19 protein-coding genes are annotated in these 16556 nt (G+C 40.9%); 15 read left to right on the top strand and 4 right to left on the bottom strand.

Going from position 1 to position 16556, the window contains the following annotated elements:
* Window positions 1-425 precede the first annotated feature (425 nt).
* Window positions 426-713: a hypothetical protein gene (locus CDZ94_RS04150; protein WP_096435259.1), complete on the top strand. Its 288-nt coding sequence runs from the start codon at window positions 426-428 to the stop codon at window positions 711-713.
* 145 nt (window positions 714-858) lie between these two features.
* On the top strand, window positions 859-1494 hold the full coding sequence (locus CDZ94_RS04145; protein ID WP_096435258.1) for a LysE family transporter: 636 nt from the start codon (window positions 859-861) through the stop codon (window positions 1492-1494).
* Here CDZ94_RS04145 and CDZ94_RS04140 read toward each other — a convergent pair.
* A complete protein-coding gene (locus CDZ94_RS04140; RefSeq protein WP_096435257.1) occupies window positions 1475-2836 on the bottom strand; it encodes an amino acid permease in 1362 nt (453 codons plus the stop codon). The two genes, CDZ94_RS04145 and CDZ94_RS04140, sit on opposite strands and share 20 nt — an antisense overlap.
* Before the next feature lie 139 nt (window positions 2837-2975).
* On the opposite strand from CDZ94_RS04140, the gene CDZ94_RS04135 reads away from it, so the two are divergent.
* From CDZ94_RS04135 to CDZ94_RS04125, 3 genes are all read left to right on the top strand, one after another.
* The gene (locus CDZ94_RS04135) at window positions 2976-3674 is read left to right on the top strand and encodes a TVP38/TMEM64 family protein (protein WP_157811971.1); all 699 of its coding nucleotides are present in this window, start codon (window positions 2976-2978) and stop codon (window positions 3672-3674) included.
* Between the two features lie 165 nt (window positions 3675-3839).
* Window positions 3840-4544 carry a DUF2207 family protein gene (locus tag CDZ94_RS04130; protein ID WP_096435255.1) on the top strand — a complete coding sequence of 235 codons (705 nt, stop codon included), beginning with the start codon at window positions 3840-3842 and terminating at the stop codon, window positions 4542-4544.
* The gene (locus tag CDZ94_RS04125; protein WP_096435254.1) at window positions 4513-4842 is read left to right on the top strand and encodes a hypothetical protein; all 330 of its coding nucleotides are present in this window, start codon (window positions 4513-4515) and stop codon (window positions 4840-4842) included. Before CDZ94_RS04130 ends, CDZ94_RS04125 begins: the two co-directional genes overlap by 32 nt.
* A 153-nt stretch (window positions 4843-4995) precedes the next feature.
* Here CDZ94_RS04125 and CDZ94_RS04120 read toward each other — a convergent pair whose 3' ends face one another.
* Window positions 4996-5781, bottom strand: coding sequence for a hypothetical protein (locus CDZ94_RS04120; RefSeq protein WP_096435253.1), 786 nt, complete (start codon window positions 5779-5781; stop codon window positions 4996-4998).
* Window positions 5782-6036: 255 nt separating this feature from the next.
* Here CDZ94_RS04120 and CDZ94_RS04115 point away from each other — a divergent pair, with 255 nt between their 5' ends.
* From CDZ94_RS04115 to CDZ94_RS04105, 3 genes are all read left to right on the top strand, one after another.
* A complete protein-coding gene (locus CDZ94_RS04115; RefSeq protein ID WP_096435252.1) occupies window positions 6037-6546 on the top strand; it encodes a YwpF-like family protein in 510 nt (169 codons plus the stop codon).
* Window positions 6547-6608: 62 nt separating this feature from the next.
* Window positions 6609-9743, top strand: a complete 3135-nt coding sequence (locus tag CDZ94_RS04110) for a GNAT family N-acetyltransferase (RefSeq protein ID WP_096435251.1) — start codon at window positions 6609-6611, stop codon at window positions 9741-9743.
* A gap of 6 nt (window positions 9744-9749) precedes the next feature.
* Window positions 9750-10619, top strand: coding sequence for an amidohydrolase family protein (locus CDZ94_RS04105; protein WP_096435250.1), 870 nt, complete (start codon window positions 9750-9752; stop codon window positions 10617-10619).
* On the opposite strand, the gene CDZ94_RS04100 is transcribed toward CDZ94_RS04105, so the two are convergent.
* A complete protein-coding gene (locus CDZ94_RS04100) occupies window positions 10616-11011 on the bottom strand; it encodes a YhjD family protein (protein WP_096435249.1) in 396 nt (131 codons plus the stop codon). The two genes, CDZ94_RS04105 and CDZ94_RS04100, sit on opposite strands and share 4 nt — an antisense overlap.
* A gap of 271 nt (window positions 11012-11282) precedes the next feature.
* On the opposite strand from CDZ94_RS04100, the gene CDZ94_RS04095 reads away from it, so the two are divergent.
* The 4 genes from CDZ94_RS04095 (at window position 11283) to CDZ94_RS04080 (ending at window position 14125) form a co-directional block, all read left to right on the top strand.
* Window positions 11283-11987 carry a peptidylprolyl isomerase gene (locus CDZ94_RS04095; protein WP_096435248.1) on the top strand — a complete coding sequence of 235 codons (705 nt, stop codon included), beginning with the start codon at window positions 11283-11285 and terminating at the stop codon, window positions 11985-11987.
* A gap of 251 nt (window positions 11988-12238) precedes the next feature.
* The gene (locus CDZ94_RS04090; RefSeq protein WP_096435247.1) at window positions 12239-12622 is read left to right on the top strand and encodes a GntR family transcriptional regulator; all 384 of its coding nucleotides are present in this window, start codon (window positions 12239-12241) and stop codon (window positions 12620-12622) included.
* Window positions 12615-13316, top strand: coding sequence for an ABC transporter ATP-binding protein (locus CDZ94_RS04085; RefSeq protein ID WP_096435246.1), 702 nt, complete (start codon window positions 12615-12617; stop codon window positions 13314-13316). The genes CDZ94_RS04090 and CDZ94_RS04085 overlap by 8 nt, the downstream gene beginning before the upstream one ends.
* Window positions 13313-14125 carry a hypothetical protein gene (locus CDZ94_RS04080; RefSeq protein ID WP_096435245.1) on the top strand — a complete coding sequence of 271 codons (813 nt, stop codon included), beginning with the start codon at window positions 13313-13315 and terminating at the stop codon, window positions 14123-14125. The genes CDZ94_RS04085 and CDZ94_RS04080 overlap by 4 nt, the downstream gene beginning before the upstream one ends.
* A gap of 86 nt (window positions 14126-14211) precedes the next feature.
* Here CDZ94_RS04080 and CDZ94_RS04075 read toward each other — a convergent pair whose 3' ends face one another.
* On the bottom strand, window positions 14212-14403 hold the full coding sequence (locus tag CDZ94_RS04075) for a hypothetical protein (protein WP_096435244.1): 192 nt from the start codon (window positions 14401-14403) through the stop codon (window positions 14212-14214).
* Between the two features lie 382 nt (window positions 14404-14785).
* Here CDZ94_RS04075 and yhfH point away from each other — a divergent pair, with 382 nt between their 5' ends.
* The 3 genes from yhfH (at window position 14786) to CDZ94_RS04060 (ending at window position 16532) form a co-directional block, all read left to right on the top strand.
* The gene (gene yhfH / locus CDZ94_RS04070; protein WP_096435243.1) at window positions 14786-14917 is read left to right on the top strand and encodes a protein YhfH; all 132 of its coding nucleotides are present in this window, start codon (window positions 14786-14788) and stop codon (window positions 14915-14917) included.
* A gap of 174 nt (window positions 14918-15091) precedes the next feature.
* The gene (locus tag CDZ94_RS04065) at window positions 15092-15868 is read left to right on the top strand and encodes a DUF3891 family protein (RefSeq protein WP_096435242.1); all 777 of its coding nucleotides are present in this window, start codon (window positions 15092-15094) and stop codon (window positions 15866-15868) included.
* A 22-nt stretch (window positions 15869-15890) separates the two neighbouring features.
* Window positions 15891-16532, top strand: a complete 642-nt coding sequence (locus tag CDZ94_RS04060) for an HD domain-containing protein (protein ID WP_096435241.1) — start codon at window positions 15891-15893, stop codon at window positions 16530-16532.
* The last annotated feature ends 24 nt before the right edge of the window (window positions 16533-16556 follow it).

Here is a 16556-nt window from a genome sequence, read left to right as displayed (position 1 = left end):
GAAATGGGAGGAAACCCCTCATGTCTATGAGAGTCTTTTTGCCCCCTACGTAGTTGTCCGGAATCTGCGAGACTCCCGCGGAAAAACGGGCCAGCCGAGACCCCGCAGGGCGCTTTCCCCGAGGAGGCTTGGCGGTTCGTCCGCGGAAAGCGAGCAGATGGAGGCCAACGGAGCTACATAAAGTTACTCTTAATTTAACACCAAGCAACAACCCAAAATTACGAAAAAATATTATTCTGGGTTTGTATTCACTAATAGACAGATGAATTATGAAACTAATTCAAAATCCTAAACGGTCTAGAATGATGATCAAATCGCTCGTTAATTACCCCTTATAATTGCGAGTTTGACCTTAGTGTTTAGAATCGGAGAAAATACATTTTAATTTTTATTATGGGAACAATTTACTGTAAGGAGGGGTTCCCTTGCAAATTTATTTCTCACCGGAATTCTTTAAAGAAGATGCTCAAGTTTTAAATATTGTGACACACCATAATGAGCCCGTCGGATATTTGGCCTTTTTAATGGATGGTAAAGAGAAGATTTATGTGTATGGCGTGTTAGAAAACGAAGGGGTCACCGAAGATTTTAAGGATTTGGTGAAGCCTTACATGCAAGGGTTAATGAAAATCAATCCTGACTTAGACGTTTATTCTTATCTTACAGTAGGCGGTAAAAAGGTTGACCTTGACATGACAGAAAAAAATAGATGAATTCACAAGGGTGGAAATCTTATCCACCCTTTTTGTATGGAAAAAACTCTCTGAATGTGGCCATTTATAGTGTTAAGAATCGTTCTCCACTAATAAACTGTACAAGCGTTTGTTTGTACTAAATAATAAAGTTGGAGGTCATTCGATGAGTGTTTTTTTAACATACATCATTTTAGGGCTGTCACTTGCAGCACCCATCGGCCCTGTTAATGCAGCCCAGCTTGACAGAGGGATAAAAAATGGGTTTATCCATTCATGGCTGGTCGGCTTAGGAGCAACTGCAGCAGATGGGATCTATATGTTGCTTGTTTTCCTCGGTGTTGTCCACATTATCGGCATTCCGTTTATTCAAGTATTCTTATGGTTATTCGGATTCTTTGTGTTAGTGTATACCGGTATTGAAAGTCTACAAGGTGCACGCGAACTCACAGCCGATCATTATCAAAAGTCTAGGGTGAAGCAGCCTTATACAAAATCATTCTTGTCAGGATTTTTTATGTCATTATTTAATCCCCTCACGATTCTATTCTGGTTAGGGATCTTTGGCTCTGTTCTTGCTAAAACTGTGAGTAATTATGACACAAACGAAGTTATTTTATACACAGCGTGTATCTTTGTTGGAATTGCGTCATGGGACGTGACGATGGCGCTTATTTCGAGCAGTATGAAAAAACTGTTGACAAACCGCTTCCTCTTTTTTATTTCTCTCTTATCAGGGATTTCCCTGATCGGGTTTGGTATTTATTTTGCAATTCAAGCTTTTAACGTTTTATTTTTGTAAAAAGGGAAGGGATTTCAGGGTCTTTTGGCTTATTCCAGTGGTGCCGCATTATTAGGGTAATGACCGCCACGATGATGAGAAAGATGATGCTGATAAAAAAACCAGGACGGCTAATGTGATGAAAGATTGTCCCGAAAATAGCGAGTAGTATTAGAATAACGCCTGAAACACGCTTCAATTGTTGTATCATGCTCAATTCAAGTAATCTGCCGTAGGAGGCAAGTATAAACAGCCAGTTGTATAAGAGCATAATACCTGCCGCAGTTGTGAAGTACTCGTATATACGACCGGGAACGATCATGGAAAAGATCACCGAAACCATCACCCAAAATGCCATAAAGCTAATAGCGGGTAAGGCGAGTTTATCATTTATTTTCTTAGCTAAAAAAGCTGGAGCATCTCGATCTCCTGCAAGTACCACAAGGATGCGGATCACGGCGAACATAGAGGCCACCATCGTGGAAAAGCCTGCAATAATGAAAACGCCGTTAAAAATATGCATAATAAAAGGAATTCTAAAGCGGTTTAACGCCGTCACGAAAGGGCTTTCATCGGTCGTAAATGTATCCCAAGGTACAAGTAATAACGCTAGTCCAATAGAAGTGATATAAATTAACGCTAAGGTAAGCAGCATCAATTTCCCTGATTTCGTTGCGTCGGTCATCTTTTTTAAGCGTATAATTAACAAACCGACAATTTCAATACCGGCAAAACCGTAAAAACCATAGATAAATGCTGGCATTAGCCCTTTAACCCCCGTAGGAAATAGAGCATCGTAGCTTCGAGGTAACTCGAGTTTTCCAGGCTTTACCCCAAGTAGCCCAAGAAGGGCAATGATTGCCAGTATAATAAACATGAGAATGGCCGCAACTTTCATAACAGCAAGTACATTCTCGACACGGTCAAATGTAGAAGATCCTAATAAAATTACTAAAATACCAAGGATCGCGTAAATAGCCGCAAATATCCAAATGGGGATTCCAGGGAACCAGAGTCGAGTAAAGATCGCTAAAGCAGTTAATTGACTTCCCATGATGAGCATCTCAGAAGCCCAATAAACCCAGCCGCTGCTAAATCCTGCCCAGCGGCCGTATGCATTACTTGCATAAGTACGGAAAGACCCGGTTTCGGGGTTATCAATCGTCATTTTGGCAAGAGCTTCGAAAACAAAATACGTCCCTATCGCAGCAAAGATGTAGGCAAAGATTACCGAAGGCCCTGCCATTTGTATCGCAATACTCGAGCCGAGGAAAAACCCTGTACCAATTGTAGCGGCAATACCTAATAATGATAATTGCCACCATGTTAACATTTTTTCTGCTTTTTTATTTGTCTTAGCCATAGGTTACCTCACTTTTCCTTACCTTGTTTATTTTGCGAAAAAAGTGAGGGATTATGTAACGGAAGCTTTCATTGTGCTAGGAACGTGGTTTCAGTATAATTGACTTAAGAATTCGTTTTATATATGGAAGGTGATGCGCTTGAAAAAGTGGTTATCCGGCGCTGCTCTTCTTATCATTTTGATTGTTGTTTGGCAAAGTGATTGGGTGACAGAGGCAAGAAGTAATAATGTAGACTATTTTATAGATACGCTTTTCGAGGAAATGGGGTACTTCCTGTTATTTGTTACGATCCCATTAATGATTTTACAAAATATTTTTACTCTTTTTCCTGTTCTCCTTATTATCGTCGTCCACCTTCTTTCATTTGGTGTGATTGAAGGAGCGGTTTATAGTTTAATAGGAACCCTTTTAGGTGCACTCGCTTGTTTTTATCTAGTTAAGCATTTTAACCATCGCATTTCTGAGCGGATTTGGTCAAAGCGGAAAGAAAAATTTGATCGATATTACCGTTGGATTAGCGAATATGGTGTGTGTATGATCATTGTCCTCCGAAGCATTCCCGTTTTTCCAAGCAACTTGATTTCAGCGGCAGCTGCTTTCACACCGATTAACTGGAAGGCTTATTTTTGGTCGTCTCTGTTTGGAAATCTGTCCATGGTCTGGCTGTTATCGTTATTATCTTCTCCTTTATGGATAGAAGATGTAGCAAGTGACTCCTTTCTTATCTGGGCGATTGCAGGGTTTGTGCTCTATTGTGTTATCATTCTCACTTACTATTTTAGAAAAATGGTGCTAACAAAGAAATACACGTCGGTACCTGAACGGAAATTATCTTGAATTTTAAAAACATGTGGCCAACGCAGGAGCCACCCAATCCTGAGGAAGCTCGTTGGCTCGCTTCTCCGTCTCGACCTACTCGGCTATTTTTATGCTCCTTTTGAACACGCACTTTTAGTGTGATAAACATATATACAAAAATATGGAGAAGGGGGACATATAGTTATGTTACTTTTTTCCGGGATCGCAATGTTGACTTTAATTACTGGTGTAGCAGTTACTGTTTGGGTGATTGAGCAGAAAAAACGGAAAGGTCCGACCTCTTTAAATAAAGAAGTTGAAAAAAAGCTCTCCGTCGTGGAGAAAACCTCGCTCAGTCCGGCCGTAGTTGTTAAGCTGATATTAAGACGAGGTTTATCTTCAAATGATATGACAGCCGGGCTTTTGCACTTAGTATCAAAAAAAGCTGTAAAACTAAACTTTATAGAAAATGAGCAATCGTATGTTTTTACTGACCAAACAAAAGAAAGTAAACATGAACCGTTAACAAACGATGAACGCTATTTATTACAGTGGCTTCTCTATCGTATTGGAGATAAAGGGGCTTTTAGAGTAGATGACCTCGAGCGGTTCACATCTGATAAAGACAGAATGGAAAGTTATTTACAAGAATTGCATCAGTGGGAAAAAGAAACAGTCGTTACAATGGAAAAGTTGGATTTGTACCGGCCGCTTACCTTACCCAGGTTAGTTGTGATCATAACGGGTGTGGTTGGGATTGTTATCAGCAGTGTTTTTGTATTTATGCTTCCTTTTTTTAGGCCTTGGTATTTTCTTAGCTGCTTTATCCAACCTACTAATGATCTTTTTTATTTCTCCCCATACTGCTGCTGGTCGAGTGGCGGAGCAAAAATGGCGGAGTTACTATGAGTATCTAAATGAAGGCGATCTTGATGAGATAAAGACGGAGTATTTAAATACGACTTTCATCTATGGGATTGCCTTCCAGGTTATTGACCGATTTTTAACGGTATTTCCAATCCAAGAAGCCGGTGAAATTAAGGTGAAGCCCGAACCGTTCCCGTTATATTACTTTGCTCCGACAGGTTCAGCCGTAATATCTCTTGAAGGTGTCCGGTTGTATCAGGATCTCGAACAAAGCTTTGATCGTGTTGAAAATGCCCCGATCGCATACGGTGATGCAGACACGATAGACGGACTTGAATGAAGTTGGAAAAAAGATGCCCGACGATGGTTGGGCATCTTTTTAAAAGAATTTATAAGAGGACAGCTACCTTCACGCTGCTCGTCTCAAGGGAAAAGCATCCTTGAGATTTTAAAACATGCGAGCTGACGCTGTTTTTCTTAGGTACGTATTGAATTATCTAGTTTCAATGCGTTTTTTATACAAGTGCATCACAAGGGCATGGATCGGACCTTGTGTACATCGATATATTGGCCACCAAAGTGCCGGCTGAAAGTGAGTAAGAGCGGTAAAAAGGTGCTGCCTATGAATAAGGAATTGAAAATATCCCGTTGGAATTTTTGTGGCGCTTTTAGTTAATAGTCCCTCCGTTACGGCATAGCTTGCCAAGTTTTCTGTAAAAGGTTGTGTTCGGGTGAGGCGGAGCAGTGTGATGTGCGACTTTCCCAGACGAATGTTCATTTCAATGGAGCAGGTAGTGAACGTAGTTTGGACGAGGCCACGCGTGACAGTCGGAAGCCAGTTTATATAATCTTGAGCACATTCGTTTGCGTCAGTTGTTTTTGTTAGCTTCATTGATTGGATAGATGTCACGGAACGATGGCGGTGAGGTCTCAAATTATCTCGTGTTTTCACTTTTTGTAAATAAATCACTTCTGTATTTGTGAAGATAGAACAGGCATCAAGAACTCGTTGTGAAAAAGGCGTGACATTCTTTGAGCCTTGAATAAGAGATCCCTCTGGTGTTGGCAACGCTTCAATCCATACGCGATCGGCCGTTTCGAAGATATTATAGAGTAGATCCCACTTGAAAGTTACATATTTTGAACGTTTTTCCGGCTCGGTTATATAATAATGAGAAAGAGGGACAACCTGATAGACCATGATCGGTTGCCTGTTTTTGATTAGTGGGTTAAATAGATCTGGAGATAAAGATGTAAAAAGTACTTCTCGTTTAGACATTCGTTTGTTTCTCCTTATATATGAAAGAATGCTTTCGCTTTCATCTGCACATGATAAAACAATATGAATGGTAAAATCATACAAGTGGAAGTGGTGAACTCTTATCGTCATTGTGCTGTCTGCGACTATCGAATGTCAAGAAGAACGGGGACAGTCCCCGCACAATTTTGTGTAAAAGTGTGATGGAGGGAGGGTTTATGCTGTTCTTTGGCGAAAGAACATGATAGGATGCCAGAAGAGATGGAGGGTTGCCTGATGAAAACGTTTAAACTATGTTCATTAGCCGTTTTGTTTGATAACCATGAAACAGAGGAACTTGAAGGGAAACAGGTTCCGTTGGTGGATGGCCTTATTATTAATAAAGAAGAAGCGGAGAAAAACTGGCTTGTAGAAGCTATCCTAGATAAAGAATGGCGAGATTTTTTTAATGAATATGCAGAAGCAGATCAACAATTCATGGCAGAGGTGACAATTACGAAGAAGACGAATGACCCTGCTACGTTAGTGTGTTCGGTGAAATCAGTGAACGACCTTACAGATCATGTCTGTATCCATTTAGATGGCGTCATTGTCGCTAAGAAAGACGATTTATCCGACATGCTATTAAAAACGTTGGTTGAAGAAGGGTTTAGCGGCGCCGAACTTTATGAAGAATTTAAGAAACGTAAAAAAGACCGCGGCCAGGCGATCCAGGGGATTTTGACAACTGCATACGAACAAGTAAAAGAAAAAGGCTATTACGATTCAGAATCAGAGTCAAACTAACTAACTTAAGAGCACCTTCCTTGCCCGGAGGTGCTCTTTTATGGTTAAAGGAGGAGAACAAGGTGGAAGTGACAGAAAAGGAAATCGTTATCAGAACGTATGATCCTTCATTAGCAAGTGCAGTGGCAGAGATGTGGAACTGTAGTCGAGAAGGGTGGGGAGGCCACTCCGATGTGCAAACAGAAGAACAGGTCCGTGCCCAAGAAGCTAACTCAACGAATATCTACACTTACCTTGCAATGGAAGGAGACCGTGTAGTCGGCTATTGTGGATTGTCAGAGTACCGTGAAGATGAAGGTGCACTTTATATCCCTTTACTAAATGTTAGAGATGATTACCACGGCAGGAAGATTGGTAAAAAACTTCTTCTGACAGCTTTAGAAGAAACGGTTAAGCGTAAATGGCCACGGCTTGATTTATACACGTGGCCAGGCAACACTAAAGCAGTTCCTTTGTACAAAAAGTGTGGTTTTTTCTGGGAAAACCGTGACGATACCGTTCATCTAATGAACTTTTTACCAACGGTCCGGTCGACTGAGTTGTTTTCTGCATTTTTTGAGCAAGTTGATTGGTACGCTGATAGTATTCGGGAAATCAAGACTGAACCTGACGGAAAAAAAGAAAATGGCTTTGACTTTTACACATACGAATGGGGAAAGGATGAACATTACTTACAAGTACAATTCGAAAAAACAGGACGAGGGATACGCTCATGTAAGACAAATGAGTATGAGGTAATGATGGTGATTGAACATCATCATTGTGTTTATGGAAAAACGTATCCGGTCAACTTTATCGTTAAAAACACATCAGACGACACAATTCACATTGACATAACCGGGATTGAGCAAAAAAATATTCATTTTCACTACGAAGAGGAAGTGACAGTACAAGCTGGTTCAGAGGTAACGCTTCAAAGCCACTTCACTGTCTTAGAACGCCACGAAGATCAAATGAAAATGCAAACACATCCAGCTGTTGAAGCAAACATTCGTGTTAATGGCTCCGCTGTCACGATGAAAACTGGCGTTCTTTGTAAAGCTCCGGTGAGCATTTCAGGAAAGATGATTGGAAGTCAGTCGTTTTTGCAGCAACTAGACAAAGCGTATATCCAAGTAGAAAACAATACAAAGTCACCTGTTTCTGTTTATTTTGAGCTGCCTGAAAATAAAAATGTTCAATTTGAAAACAGGGAATATGACGTTCATTTAGAAGAGAAAGAAAAGCGTGTAATACCTCTTTCGTATCAATTAGAAGGTCCGGCCTTTTATCGTAAAACCTTACGTGTTGAGGCAACTTTTCCGGAACATGGCAAAAAGGAAAACGTAACATTTGATCAAGAGCTTTCCTTCTCGATGAACGTGATGGGAGCTGGGGTTTACGGAGAGTGCAAAAAGTATATCCATTTGTATTACGGCCTTCATCACGTAGCGCTAAAAAAAGAGGATAACAGTGTGCTAATTGAGCGAGGACGCTTTAACAATGGAGACTACTTATTGTTTTATCCTCGATTAGGGGAGCCATTTTCAGAAGAGTTTTCAAAAATGAAACCAAAAGATGTCAGCTTTTTTGAAGAAAATACCAAAATTGGCGTGGCGATTTCATATCCATCACAGGAGTTTCCTGGAGTAACGGTCGTTCGCATGCTCGAATTAACTGCGGATGGCATGATGAGCCAGTATTTTATTGTGGAAAATCATGGTGAACAAATGTTAGAGGGGCTTCGACTAAATGAACCGTTTATGTTTGACCTAAGTGAAACTGTCATTCCTTATGAAGGGAAGTGGATCCATAATAAAGGCACTTATAACAGTGAGGTAAATAGCTGGGATGAAGGTAAGGTCTCTGAAAACTGGCTTTTCTCCAATTATAAAGGGTGGCCTGCTGCGCTTATTTGGGATTCTAAATTAAAACTTCATTTCCATGACTGGCACATCTTGTATTTTGAACATAAATTTCCTATTATTGCTTCAGGAGATTCGGTGACAACGTCTGCTACTACTTTTTCTATTGGTACTCTTCACTCTGTAGAAGAAGTGAGGAACTATGCTGGAAGGAAGCAGAATTTAACAAAATGGGACCCAGAAAATGTATTGCGTTGGGGAACGAAGGACCGGAACCCGTTCATCCAAAAAGAAACGGTCCTTTTCTTTGATCAACGGTTATCCAGATCTTCTGACGTTTCTCTTGAGGCCTCTTTTGGAAACGGCGAGGTTATTTCTGAAACAATATGGACGAGTGAGCAAGCTAAGAGGACTTGGGAAGTGAAAACGTCTTTTAGCAGTCATAGAGAGCCAGTGCTTGCAAATCTAACCGGCCGGTTGTCAGGGCTAGGGTTTACGAAATCAACGCTGTTGTTCCCGGTGACGAATGAGGCGGTCTCGTATAATGAAGGGCAAGAAAATGATCATTCGGTATTGGAGCTGGATAATGGCATTTTTTCCGTTAAAGCAGCCCCTGGTTTTTATCCGGCCGTTTATTCGTTAAAGAAAAACGGGATTGAGTGGCTTGCTTCTTCATTTCCTGAGCCAGGTCCTAAATCGTGGTGGAACCCTTGGATTGGCGGGATCTGTCCTACTTTACCCGGCCTTACTGCACGATCGGTGTTACAGCAAAACTCGCAAGGGCAATTTGTTTCACTGTTTGATCAGCATAACAACGAATGGTCCGCGATTAAACAATCGTACACCGTTGATGACCATCCTGACTATAAAGGTGTCAAAATTCATCATTATGCTTTCGTTCTACCGGGTGTTCCTGTTCTTGGTGCGATGATTGAAATTGAACAGCACACGGGAACGTATTGGCCAGATCAAAAAGTTGTCCACGGGTTTAATATTAATCCCGGAAGTGAACTTGGGGACGTTTCTGCTCAGCTTGATAACAACCGTTCTCCTACGTACTCTCATCATGCTCATGAGCAGCATATGGACGGTTTTTCTCAGCTTACTATTTCAAAAGCGGGTGTGGATGACAAGCTGATTATTTTGTCAGAGCAATCAAGTAAAGGGCTGGAGCTCTATATGAATCAAGACGTCATCTTAGCGGCATCTAAACGGAATTTTCCATTAAATGACGGCGAATTGTTTCGCTCTGACCCAATGTTTTTTGTGTTGAATAAGACAGACGTTCCTCTCGAGGCATTAAGAGACCTTCGTTCGCTTCGTTTTGATTCGGATCGTAACAGAAAGGACTAGTCAGCTATGAAAATCATTGATGCTCACGTCCACTTTTCACACATAAAAAGCTTCCATCATACAGCGAGGAATTTGTCTCATATCGATTATTCCTATGCTGGTTACAAAAAAGAATTTGCTGAAGCGAATGTAGTGTTTACGATTGCCATGGGGCTTAGAGAAATTGAAGGAGGAGAGGGATTTCCTGATTCTGCTCCTCCTACCCCTATGGGACTAGATTTGTCTCCAACCTTACCGAAAAATATGGGCTATTGTGCTGGAATAAACCCGTATCAGTTAAGGAAGTACGATCTTATTCAGCTCGAAAAAACACTTTTAAAGCCGGAAACGGTCGGGATGAAAATTTATTTAGGCTATTACCCGTTTTATGCTCACGACCCGGTGTATGCTCCTGTTTATGAATTGGCGAAAGCGTACCAGCTTCCGGTTGTCCTGCACACGGGGGATACCTACTCTGAACGAGGGCTACTTAAATATGCCCATCCGTTAACGATTGATGAAACAGCAGTGAAAAACAGGGGTGTTACGTTTGTTATGGCTCATTTTGGTGACCCCTGGATGCTTGATGCAGCGGAAGTGGTATACAAAAACTCTAATGTGTTTGCTGACCTTTCCGGCCTCATTGTTGGTGAGGAAAAAGCGGTAGACCGTATTGCTAACACACCGCATTTTTTTGATCATTTCAAACATGCTTTCGCGTTTTGTGATCACTATGACAAGTTTATGTTCGGTACGGATTGGCCTCTTGTGAGAGTAAAGCCGTATGTTGAATTTATTCAATCCTATCTACCAGAGTCTTCGTGGGACGATGTGTTTTACAATACCGCTCTTCGTGTGTTTCCGAAGATCAAACCGCTCCTGCGCGCATCGCTTTAATGGGGCGGGGGACTCGGGTTTGGTCCATTGTGAAAATCGGATCGATGTAAAAACCAGGCTTCGATTTGTTTGGCGACTTGGTTTCTCAAGTGTACATTTAAATATTTGGCCGTAGATGCATAGCCGCGAAAAAAAATCGTGTACTCTGAAAACGTTTCGTCGTGTTCGTTTAATTCTACTTTAATGTTCAATCGCTTCATCTGCGCTTTTGTATCATGAAGCTTTTTGCTAAGGTCACGGAGTGTTTGCTCTACTAAATGAATGTATGGATCTTTTAGCTTGACGGGGGCTTGAGCCATTTTGACCAAATCTTTTTCCAGAACTCTGCGCATAAGTTCATACAAAATAAACGATTCACTCAGACGTTCTTCTTCAACTGTGAGTTTGGCCATAGGATAACAGCTCCTTTCATAGGTCTTTCTTTGTTAAAACGAACAAGTGTTCTATATTTATATTACCCTGATTTTTAGAAAGTAGTCAATAAGAAAAGTATTCCAACTTGCACTTGAGCTACAAAATCAATAATAATAACCATATAGTGCGTGTTTAAAAAAGAAGGTAAAAAGAGCGGAGTAGATCGAGGCTGCTGAAGTCGCTTTTTTTCCAGACTTTTTTGAACATCCATATTATAGTGAAGACATACATAGAAGGGGATGAGGAACTATGAGGAAATCAGTCAAAATGATAGCGGGAAGTATCGCACTCAGTACGATTCTATTATTAGCCGCTTGTGGCAGCGATGAGGGAGAAAGTGATGCGGCACTCTCAGATTATCCGCAGTTCACTGAAGAAGTAGCCGAAGACGAGCAGGAAGTTGTGATGAAGACGTCAAAAGGCGAGATTCGTTTAAAGCTGTTTCCAGAATACACGCCAAAAACAGTAGAAAACTTTGTAACCCACGCAGAAGAGGGTTATTATGAAGGCGTTACATTCCACCGTGTTCTTCAAGATTTTATGATCCAAGGCGGTGACCCAACTGGAACAGGAGCTGGTGGAGAGAGTATTTACGGGGAAGCGTTCGAAGATGAATTTGACCCGAATCTCGTACATATCCGAGGCGCGTTGTCTATGGCCAACAGCGGCCCAAACACTAACTCTAGTCAGTTTTTTATCGTTCAGAACGATGAAATCGACGACCATATGATCGAATCGCTTGAACAAGCTATAGAAGGTGGAAACATTGAAGAAAAAGTGTTTGAGGAGTACCGTGAACGTGGAGGCACGCCGCATTTGGATACGGGACATACTGTCTTCGGCCAGGTGATTGACGGGATGGAGGTAGTCGATGAGATTGCTGCGGTTCCTGTGGATGGTGAAGGACGCCCTGATGAAGATGTCGTTATCGAAGAAGTGAAAGTAATCAAATAAAGGATGATAAAAGGAGGTGGACATTGAAGTCCAGCTCCTTTTTCTTAGAAAAGAGCATTTAACTGTTTTTCACAAAAATACGTTGACAGAATATGTATGCTAGTGTACTGTCGATATAGTACACTAGAACATAAAGACATGATGGGATAAGGATACAATATGGATCCCTACTGTAGAAATAAAAAGGCTGATTAACCGGTTTGGGATACAAAACGCTATAGAGAAGCCTCTAAAAAGGAGGGATATCAATCATGAGAATAAAATTTGACAATAATCGTCCGATCTATATCCAGATTATGGAGTATATTTACGGGAACATTTGCCGAGGCGAATTAAAACCTGGCGAAAAATTACCGTCAGTCCGTGAAATGGCGGTGGATGCGGGCGTTAATCCAAATACAGTGTCAAGAACATATATGGAAATGGAACGCGAAAAAATTGTGGAATCTAAACGGGGGCAGGGAACATTTGTCACGGAAGACGACTCGATTATCGCGCGATTAAAAAAAGCTACAACAGAAAAGCAAATTGAAGCTTTTGTCGATACACTCAACCAATATGGGTACACACAAGGCGAGATTGTTACATTAATACAGGAATACGTTAATAACGGGGGAGGAAATAAGAGTGAGTGAGAACTATATTGAAATTCGCGGGTTGAATAAAAGATACCAGAGGAAAAAAGCAGTGACCGGTGTTGACTTGCAATTGCACCAACCTGGAATGGTTGGTCTTGTTGGACCTAATGGCAGTGGGAAGTCCACGTTATTAAAGATTATTGCCGGTATGCTTCGCCCGAGCAGCGGTGATGTTTATGTTATGGGAGAGCGCACCAATCGAATGATTGCAAATAAGGTTGCCTATTTAGCAGAAGTAGACTCCCTTTATGACTACCAGCGTGTCCGTCAGGCAGTTGCTTTCTTTGAAAAGGTTTATCCAGATTTTTCGTCTGCAAAGTCAACAGAAATGCTCGAGGAATTAAATATCGATTTAGACGATAAAATAAAAAACTTATCGAAAGGAAATCGAGCCCGGGTAAAGCTGGCCATCACACTAGCGAGAGATGTTCCGATTTTACTTCTTGATGAACCATTATCAGGGCTTGATCCGATCGTGAGGGAAGAAATTTTAAAAATGATCATCCGACACACGAACATCCATAAGCAGATCACATTTATCTCGACACACGAAGTCGCTGAAGTGGAGCCATTCCTGGATCATATCGTGTTTGTAAAGCAAGGAGAAATATTATTATCTGAAAATGTGGAAACGATTCGTGAAGAGCGCGGTCAAAGCGTAGTTGAAGCAATGAGGGAGGTCCTCCAATGAGTTGGTTAGCCTTGACAGGAAAAGAAATTCGTCAAAATACATTTTTAATGGCACTAAATCTGGTATTTTTAATTGCTGTATTTTCGTTAGTTTGGTATGGCATTGAAAAAGCATCCGGTCTGATTGTGTTTTTTTCAATTCCGGTTTTAGTTATGCACTCGTTTTATTTGTTTTTTATGATCTTATTATCACTAAGAAGAGAGTGGAAAGACCGTACGGCGCTTATTTGGTTCAACCTTCCACAGCGAGGGTGGAAGCTCTTAACCTCTAAGTTTGCTGCAGCATTTACAGCATTTACTCTCTCTCTTCTTTTCTCTATGACCAGCCTTTACTTTCTCATGAAGAAAGCTGGGCAAACATTTGAGGAACGTGCAATCCCTGGAGAAGCAGAAGTGATTGCGACGCTTAGTTCTTTGTACAGCGAGTATTTCCTTTGGATCTTTGCGTTTATTGCCTACGCCGCACTACCGTTAGGTCTTGCAGGATTATTCATTTACGTACTAGGAAAAGTTATTCGCCCACTTGGATGGCTCCTCGGGATTGGGATTGCCATTGGGGCAAGCTATGTCTGGTCACTAATTATCGATACGGGAATTTATAGTGCAATTGCTTATTGGGGACCGATTTTAACGCTCGACAATATCCCGAATGAATTGATGGTTGATATAACGGCGGAAACAGCAGCCATCAATCAGAGTGGAGAAGTGATGGAGGTTGTATATTTAGGTAATACATTAATTGAATTAGGTCTTATGGCCGCTATTTTTATCGGTATCAGCTGGCTGTTTGATCGCAAGGTTGAAATTTGAGAGGATAATGTGAATAAGTACTATAACAAAAAGCGGGGTGAGAAAAAATTCTCACTCCGCTTTTTATGTAGAATATCTTCAAATTCTTAGTCACGAAATGCGTAATAAATCATGACGATAATCGTTGCCACTCCCATAATGACGAGCGGACCTTGAGTGATTAACGATACACCTTCTTCTTCCCCATTTCCACCTTCAGCTGCAAATGTTGATGCGACTGGTGTTAAGAAGAAAGCCGTTAATACAAACGTGAATGAAAGCCACTTTTTTAAAGCCATCCGTTAAACCTCCTTGTCGAACAAAACCTCTTTTGTATGTGAGAAAACTATCAGTATTATTATAGACCGCATCAGCTCGAAAGGCAAAGGGATTCCTTTATTCCTACGAACACTGTCCTCCCCAATAGTGCTGTAAATTTTTATACTCTGCTAAAGAAATTTATTAAGTTGCAGGAAAAGCGCCGTCAACATTTCGTTAACCTGTCATATAACAATAGTGTAGATAGTATCTGTATTAAAACTAATACTATAAATAAAGTTAAAATCATGTTTTTGGTTGTAAAAGTGGGGTATATTTTTATTAACTGTTTTATAATAGTTGTTGAATAAATTACATTGTTGTAATACAATGAAAATAATAAAGAGATGGAGGGGAAAAACAATGATTATGTCCAACAAAGAGTTTTTTCAAAATCTTCCACCAAAAGAGTGTACGAAATGCGGAACGGTCTTTGAGGAGATGGCCGATTGTTACTATCATCAATGTGATGAATGTTTGTCTGAAATTAAATAACGTGATGTTGGAAAATCCTCGGGTATTTCGGTTACCTGAGGATTTTTAATGCAAGTGGCAGGGAAATATAGAGTGATTAAAGAATTGAAATATAGAGGATGTTCAAAAAGTCGGTTTTCCTTTTTGAACATGAATACATTAGAAATGGAATGTCTCGACTAGTGGGGTGGTTTGATGATCATTCGTGAAAACTCAAACGGATACTATTTCATGGAACAAGACCGGCATGCCCATATTTCCGGTACGCTAGCAGGAGCGTGGCGGCGTGATCTGTTTTTAATGCAGGAGCAATTTAACAAAGTAGGGCTAGCCATTACCCAACATGATCGCGGCTGGGCTGACCTTGATGAACACATTCTTCTCCATTATGAAACGAACAAGCCTCTATCCTTCGTTGATTATCCGATAAAGAAAAAAATTGATGCGTACACACAAGGTGTAGATGAGATGGAAGCTATTGACGAATACAGTGCATTGTTAATGAGTCTTCACTATACGAGCTTTTTCCGCGGTAAAATTGACCGGATAGGCTGTGAATTTACAAACAAAGAAGAAAAGCGCCAGAGGAGACTCCATAGCCATTTTTCTTTTGATGATCGAGAAAAACAAGGTCTTCATTTTCACTTTCAGTTGCTGCAGCTTTGTGATAATTTGTCTCTGTACGTCTGTATGAACGAGTGGGGTGTAAAAAAAGAACAAGAAGTGTTGTGGTTTCAAGATGGCTTTCCTCAACAATTAGTACCACTAGGTAATGAAAAAATTCAGGCGCAGTGGCAATCTGAACATGAAGTATTCCTTAATCCCTTCCCGTTTTACAAAGACGAGATAACGGTCTCTATTCCTTATAAGTACTTTGAAAAAAATGAAATAAAACAAGCTACGATCAACACTCTATACAAGAAGAAACCATTTCAGTATCATAATGTCACTTTTTCAAAATTCGACTCCTAGTAGACAAGGGCGGGAAGTAAAAATGAACCAAGCAACTGTAATAAAAAAAGCAGAACAATGGGCCTGGGACTTCTTTAAGCACGATCATACAGGACATGACTGGTACCATACGCATCGGGTAAGATCGATGGCTGTTAAACTGGCAGAAGAAGAAGGAGGAGACCCTTTCATCTGTGAATTGGCGGCTCTTCTTCATGACCTGGCAGACGACAAGTTTTATCCGGACGAAGAAACAGCGAAAGCGGCAGTAAAGGATTGGCTTATAAACGAGCAAGTAAACGAAGTGGATCTAATTGTTAGCATCATCGCTTCGATTTCTTTTCGCGGAGGAAAGAATACACCACCGGTAACGTTAGAGGCAAAAATAGTCCAAGATGCTGACCGATTAGAAGCGCTGGGAGCGCTCGGAATTGCCCGCTGCTTTATGTATGCAGGGGCAAAGGGAGACGAAATGTATGACCCGGAAGTCAATGTCCGGGAAGAAATGAGCTTAAAAGAGTATCGGGAAGGAAAATCTACCGCGATTAATCATTTCTATGAAAAACTATTAAAGCTTAGAGAACGTATGAATACACTCACTGGAAAGCGTTTAGCTTATGAACGACATGCGTTTCTAGAGCAGTATTTACATCAATTTTTTGCAGAGTGGCAGGGCGAAAAATAACAAACGCTTTCCACTATATAAGCA

It is taken from the genome of Alteribacter populi (assembly GCF_002352765.1).
Taxonomy (GTDB): domain Bacteria; phylum Bacillota; class Bacilli; order Bacillales; family Salisediminibacteriaceae; genus Alteribacter; species Alteribacter populi.
The sequence above is the reverse complement of the archived record's forward strand: the minus strand, read 5'-3'. Positions and strand labels throughout refer to the sequence as shown.

Bases quoted from the DNA above. Each gene is read 5' to 3' on its own strand.
- CDZ94_RS04120 (WP_096435253.1), bottom strand. From the start codon at position 5,781: ATGTCTAAACGAGAAGTACTTTTTACATCTTTATCTCCAGATCTATTT.
- yhfH (WP_096435243.1), top strand. From the start codon at position 14,786: ATGATTATGTCCAACAAAGAGTTTTTTCAAAATCTTCCACCAAAAGAG.
- CDZ94_RS04130 (WP_096435255.1), top strand. From the start codon at position 3,840: ATGTTACTTTTTTCCGGGATCGCAATGTTGACTTTAATTACTGGTGTA.
- CDZ94_RS04115 (WP_096435252.1), top strand. From the start codon at position 6,037: ATGAAAACGTTTAAACTATGTTCATTAGCCGTTTTGTTTGATAACCAT.
- CDZ94_RS04065 (WP_096435242.1), top strand. From the start codon at position 15,092: ATGATCATTCGTGAAAACTCAAACGGATACTATTTCATGGAACAAGAC.
- CDZ94_RS04140 (WP_096435257.1), bottom strand. From the start codon at position 2,836: ATGGCTAAGACAAATAAAAAAGCAGAAAAAATGTTAACATGGTGGCAA.
- CDZ94_RS04075 (WP_096435244.1), bottom strand. From the start codon at position 14,403: ATGGCTTTAAAAAAGTGGCTTTCATTCACGTTTGTATTAACGGCTTTC.
- CDZ94_RS04090 (WP_096435247.1), top strand. From the start codon at position 12,239: ATGAGAATAAAATTTGACAATAATCGTCCGATCTATATCCAGATTATG.
- CDZ94_RS04145 (WP_096435258.1), top strand. From the start codon at position 859: ATGAGTGTTTTTTTAACATACATCATTTTAGGGCTGTCACTTGCAGCA.
- CDZ94_RS04100 (WP_096435249.1), bottom strand. From the start codon at position 11,011: ATGGCCAAACTCACAGTTGAAGAAGAACGTCTGAGTGAATCGTTTATT.
- CDZ94_RS04095 (WP_096435248.1), top strand. From the start codon at position 11,283: ATGAGGAAATCAGTCAAAATGATAGCGGGAAGTATCGCACTCAGTACG.
- CDZ94_RS04080 (WP_096435245.1), top strand. From the start codon at position 13,313: ATGAGTTGGTTAGCCTTGACAGGAAAAGAAATTCGTCAAAATACATTT.
- CDZ94_RS04060 (WP_096435241.1), top strand. From the start codon at position 15,891: ATGAACCAAGCAACTGTAATAAAAAAAGCAGAACAATGGGCCTGGGAC.
- CDZ94_RS04105 (WP_096435250.1), top strand. From the start codon at position 9,750: ATGAAAATCATTGATGCTCACGTCCACTTTTCACACATAAAAAGCTTC.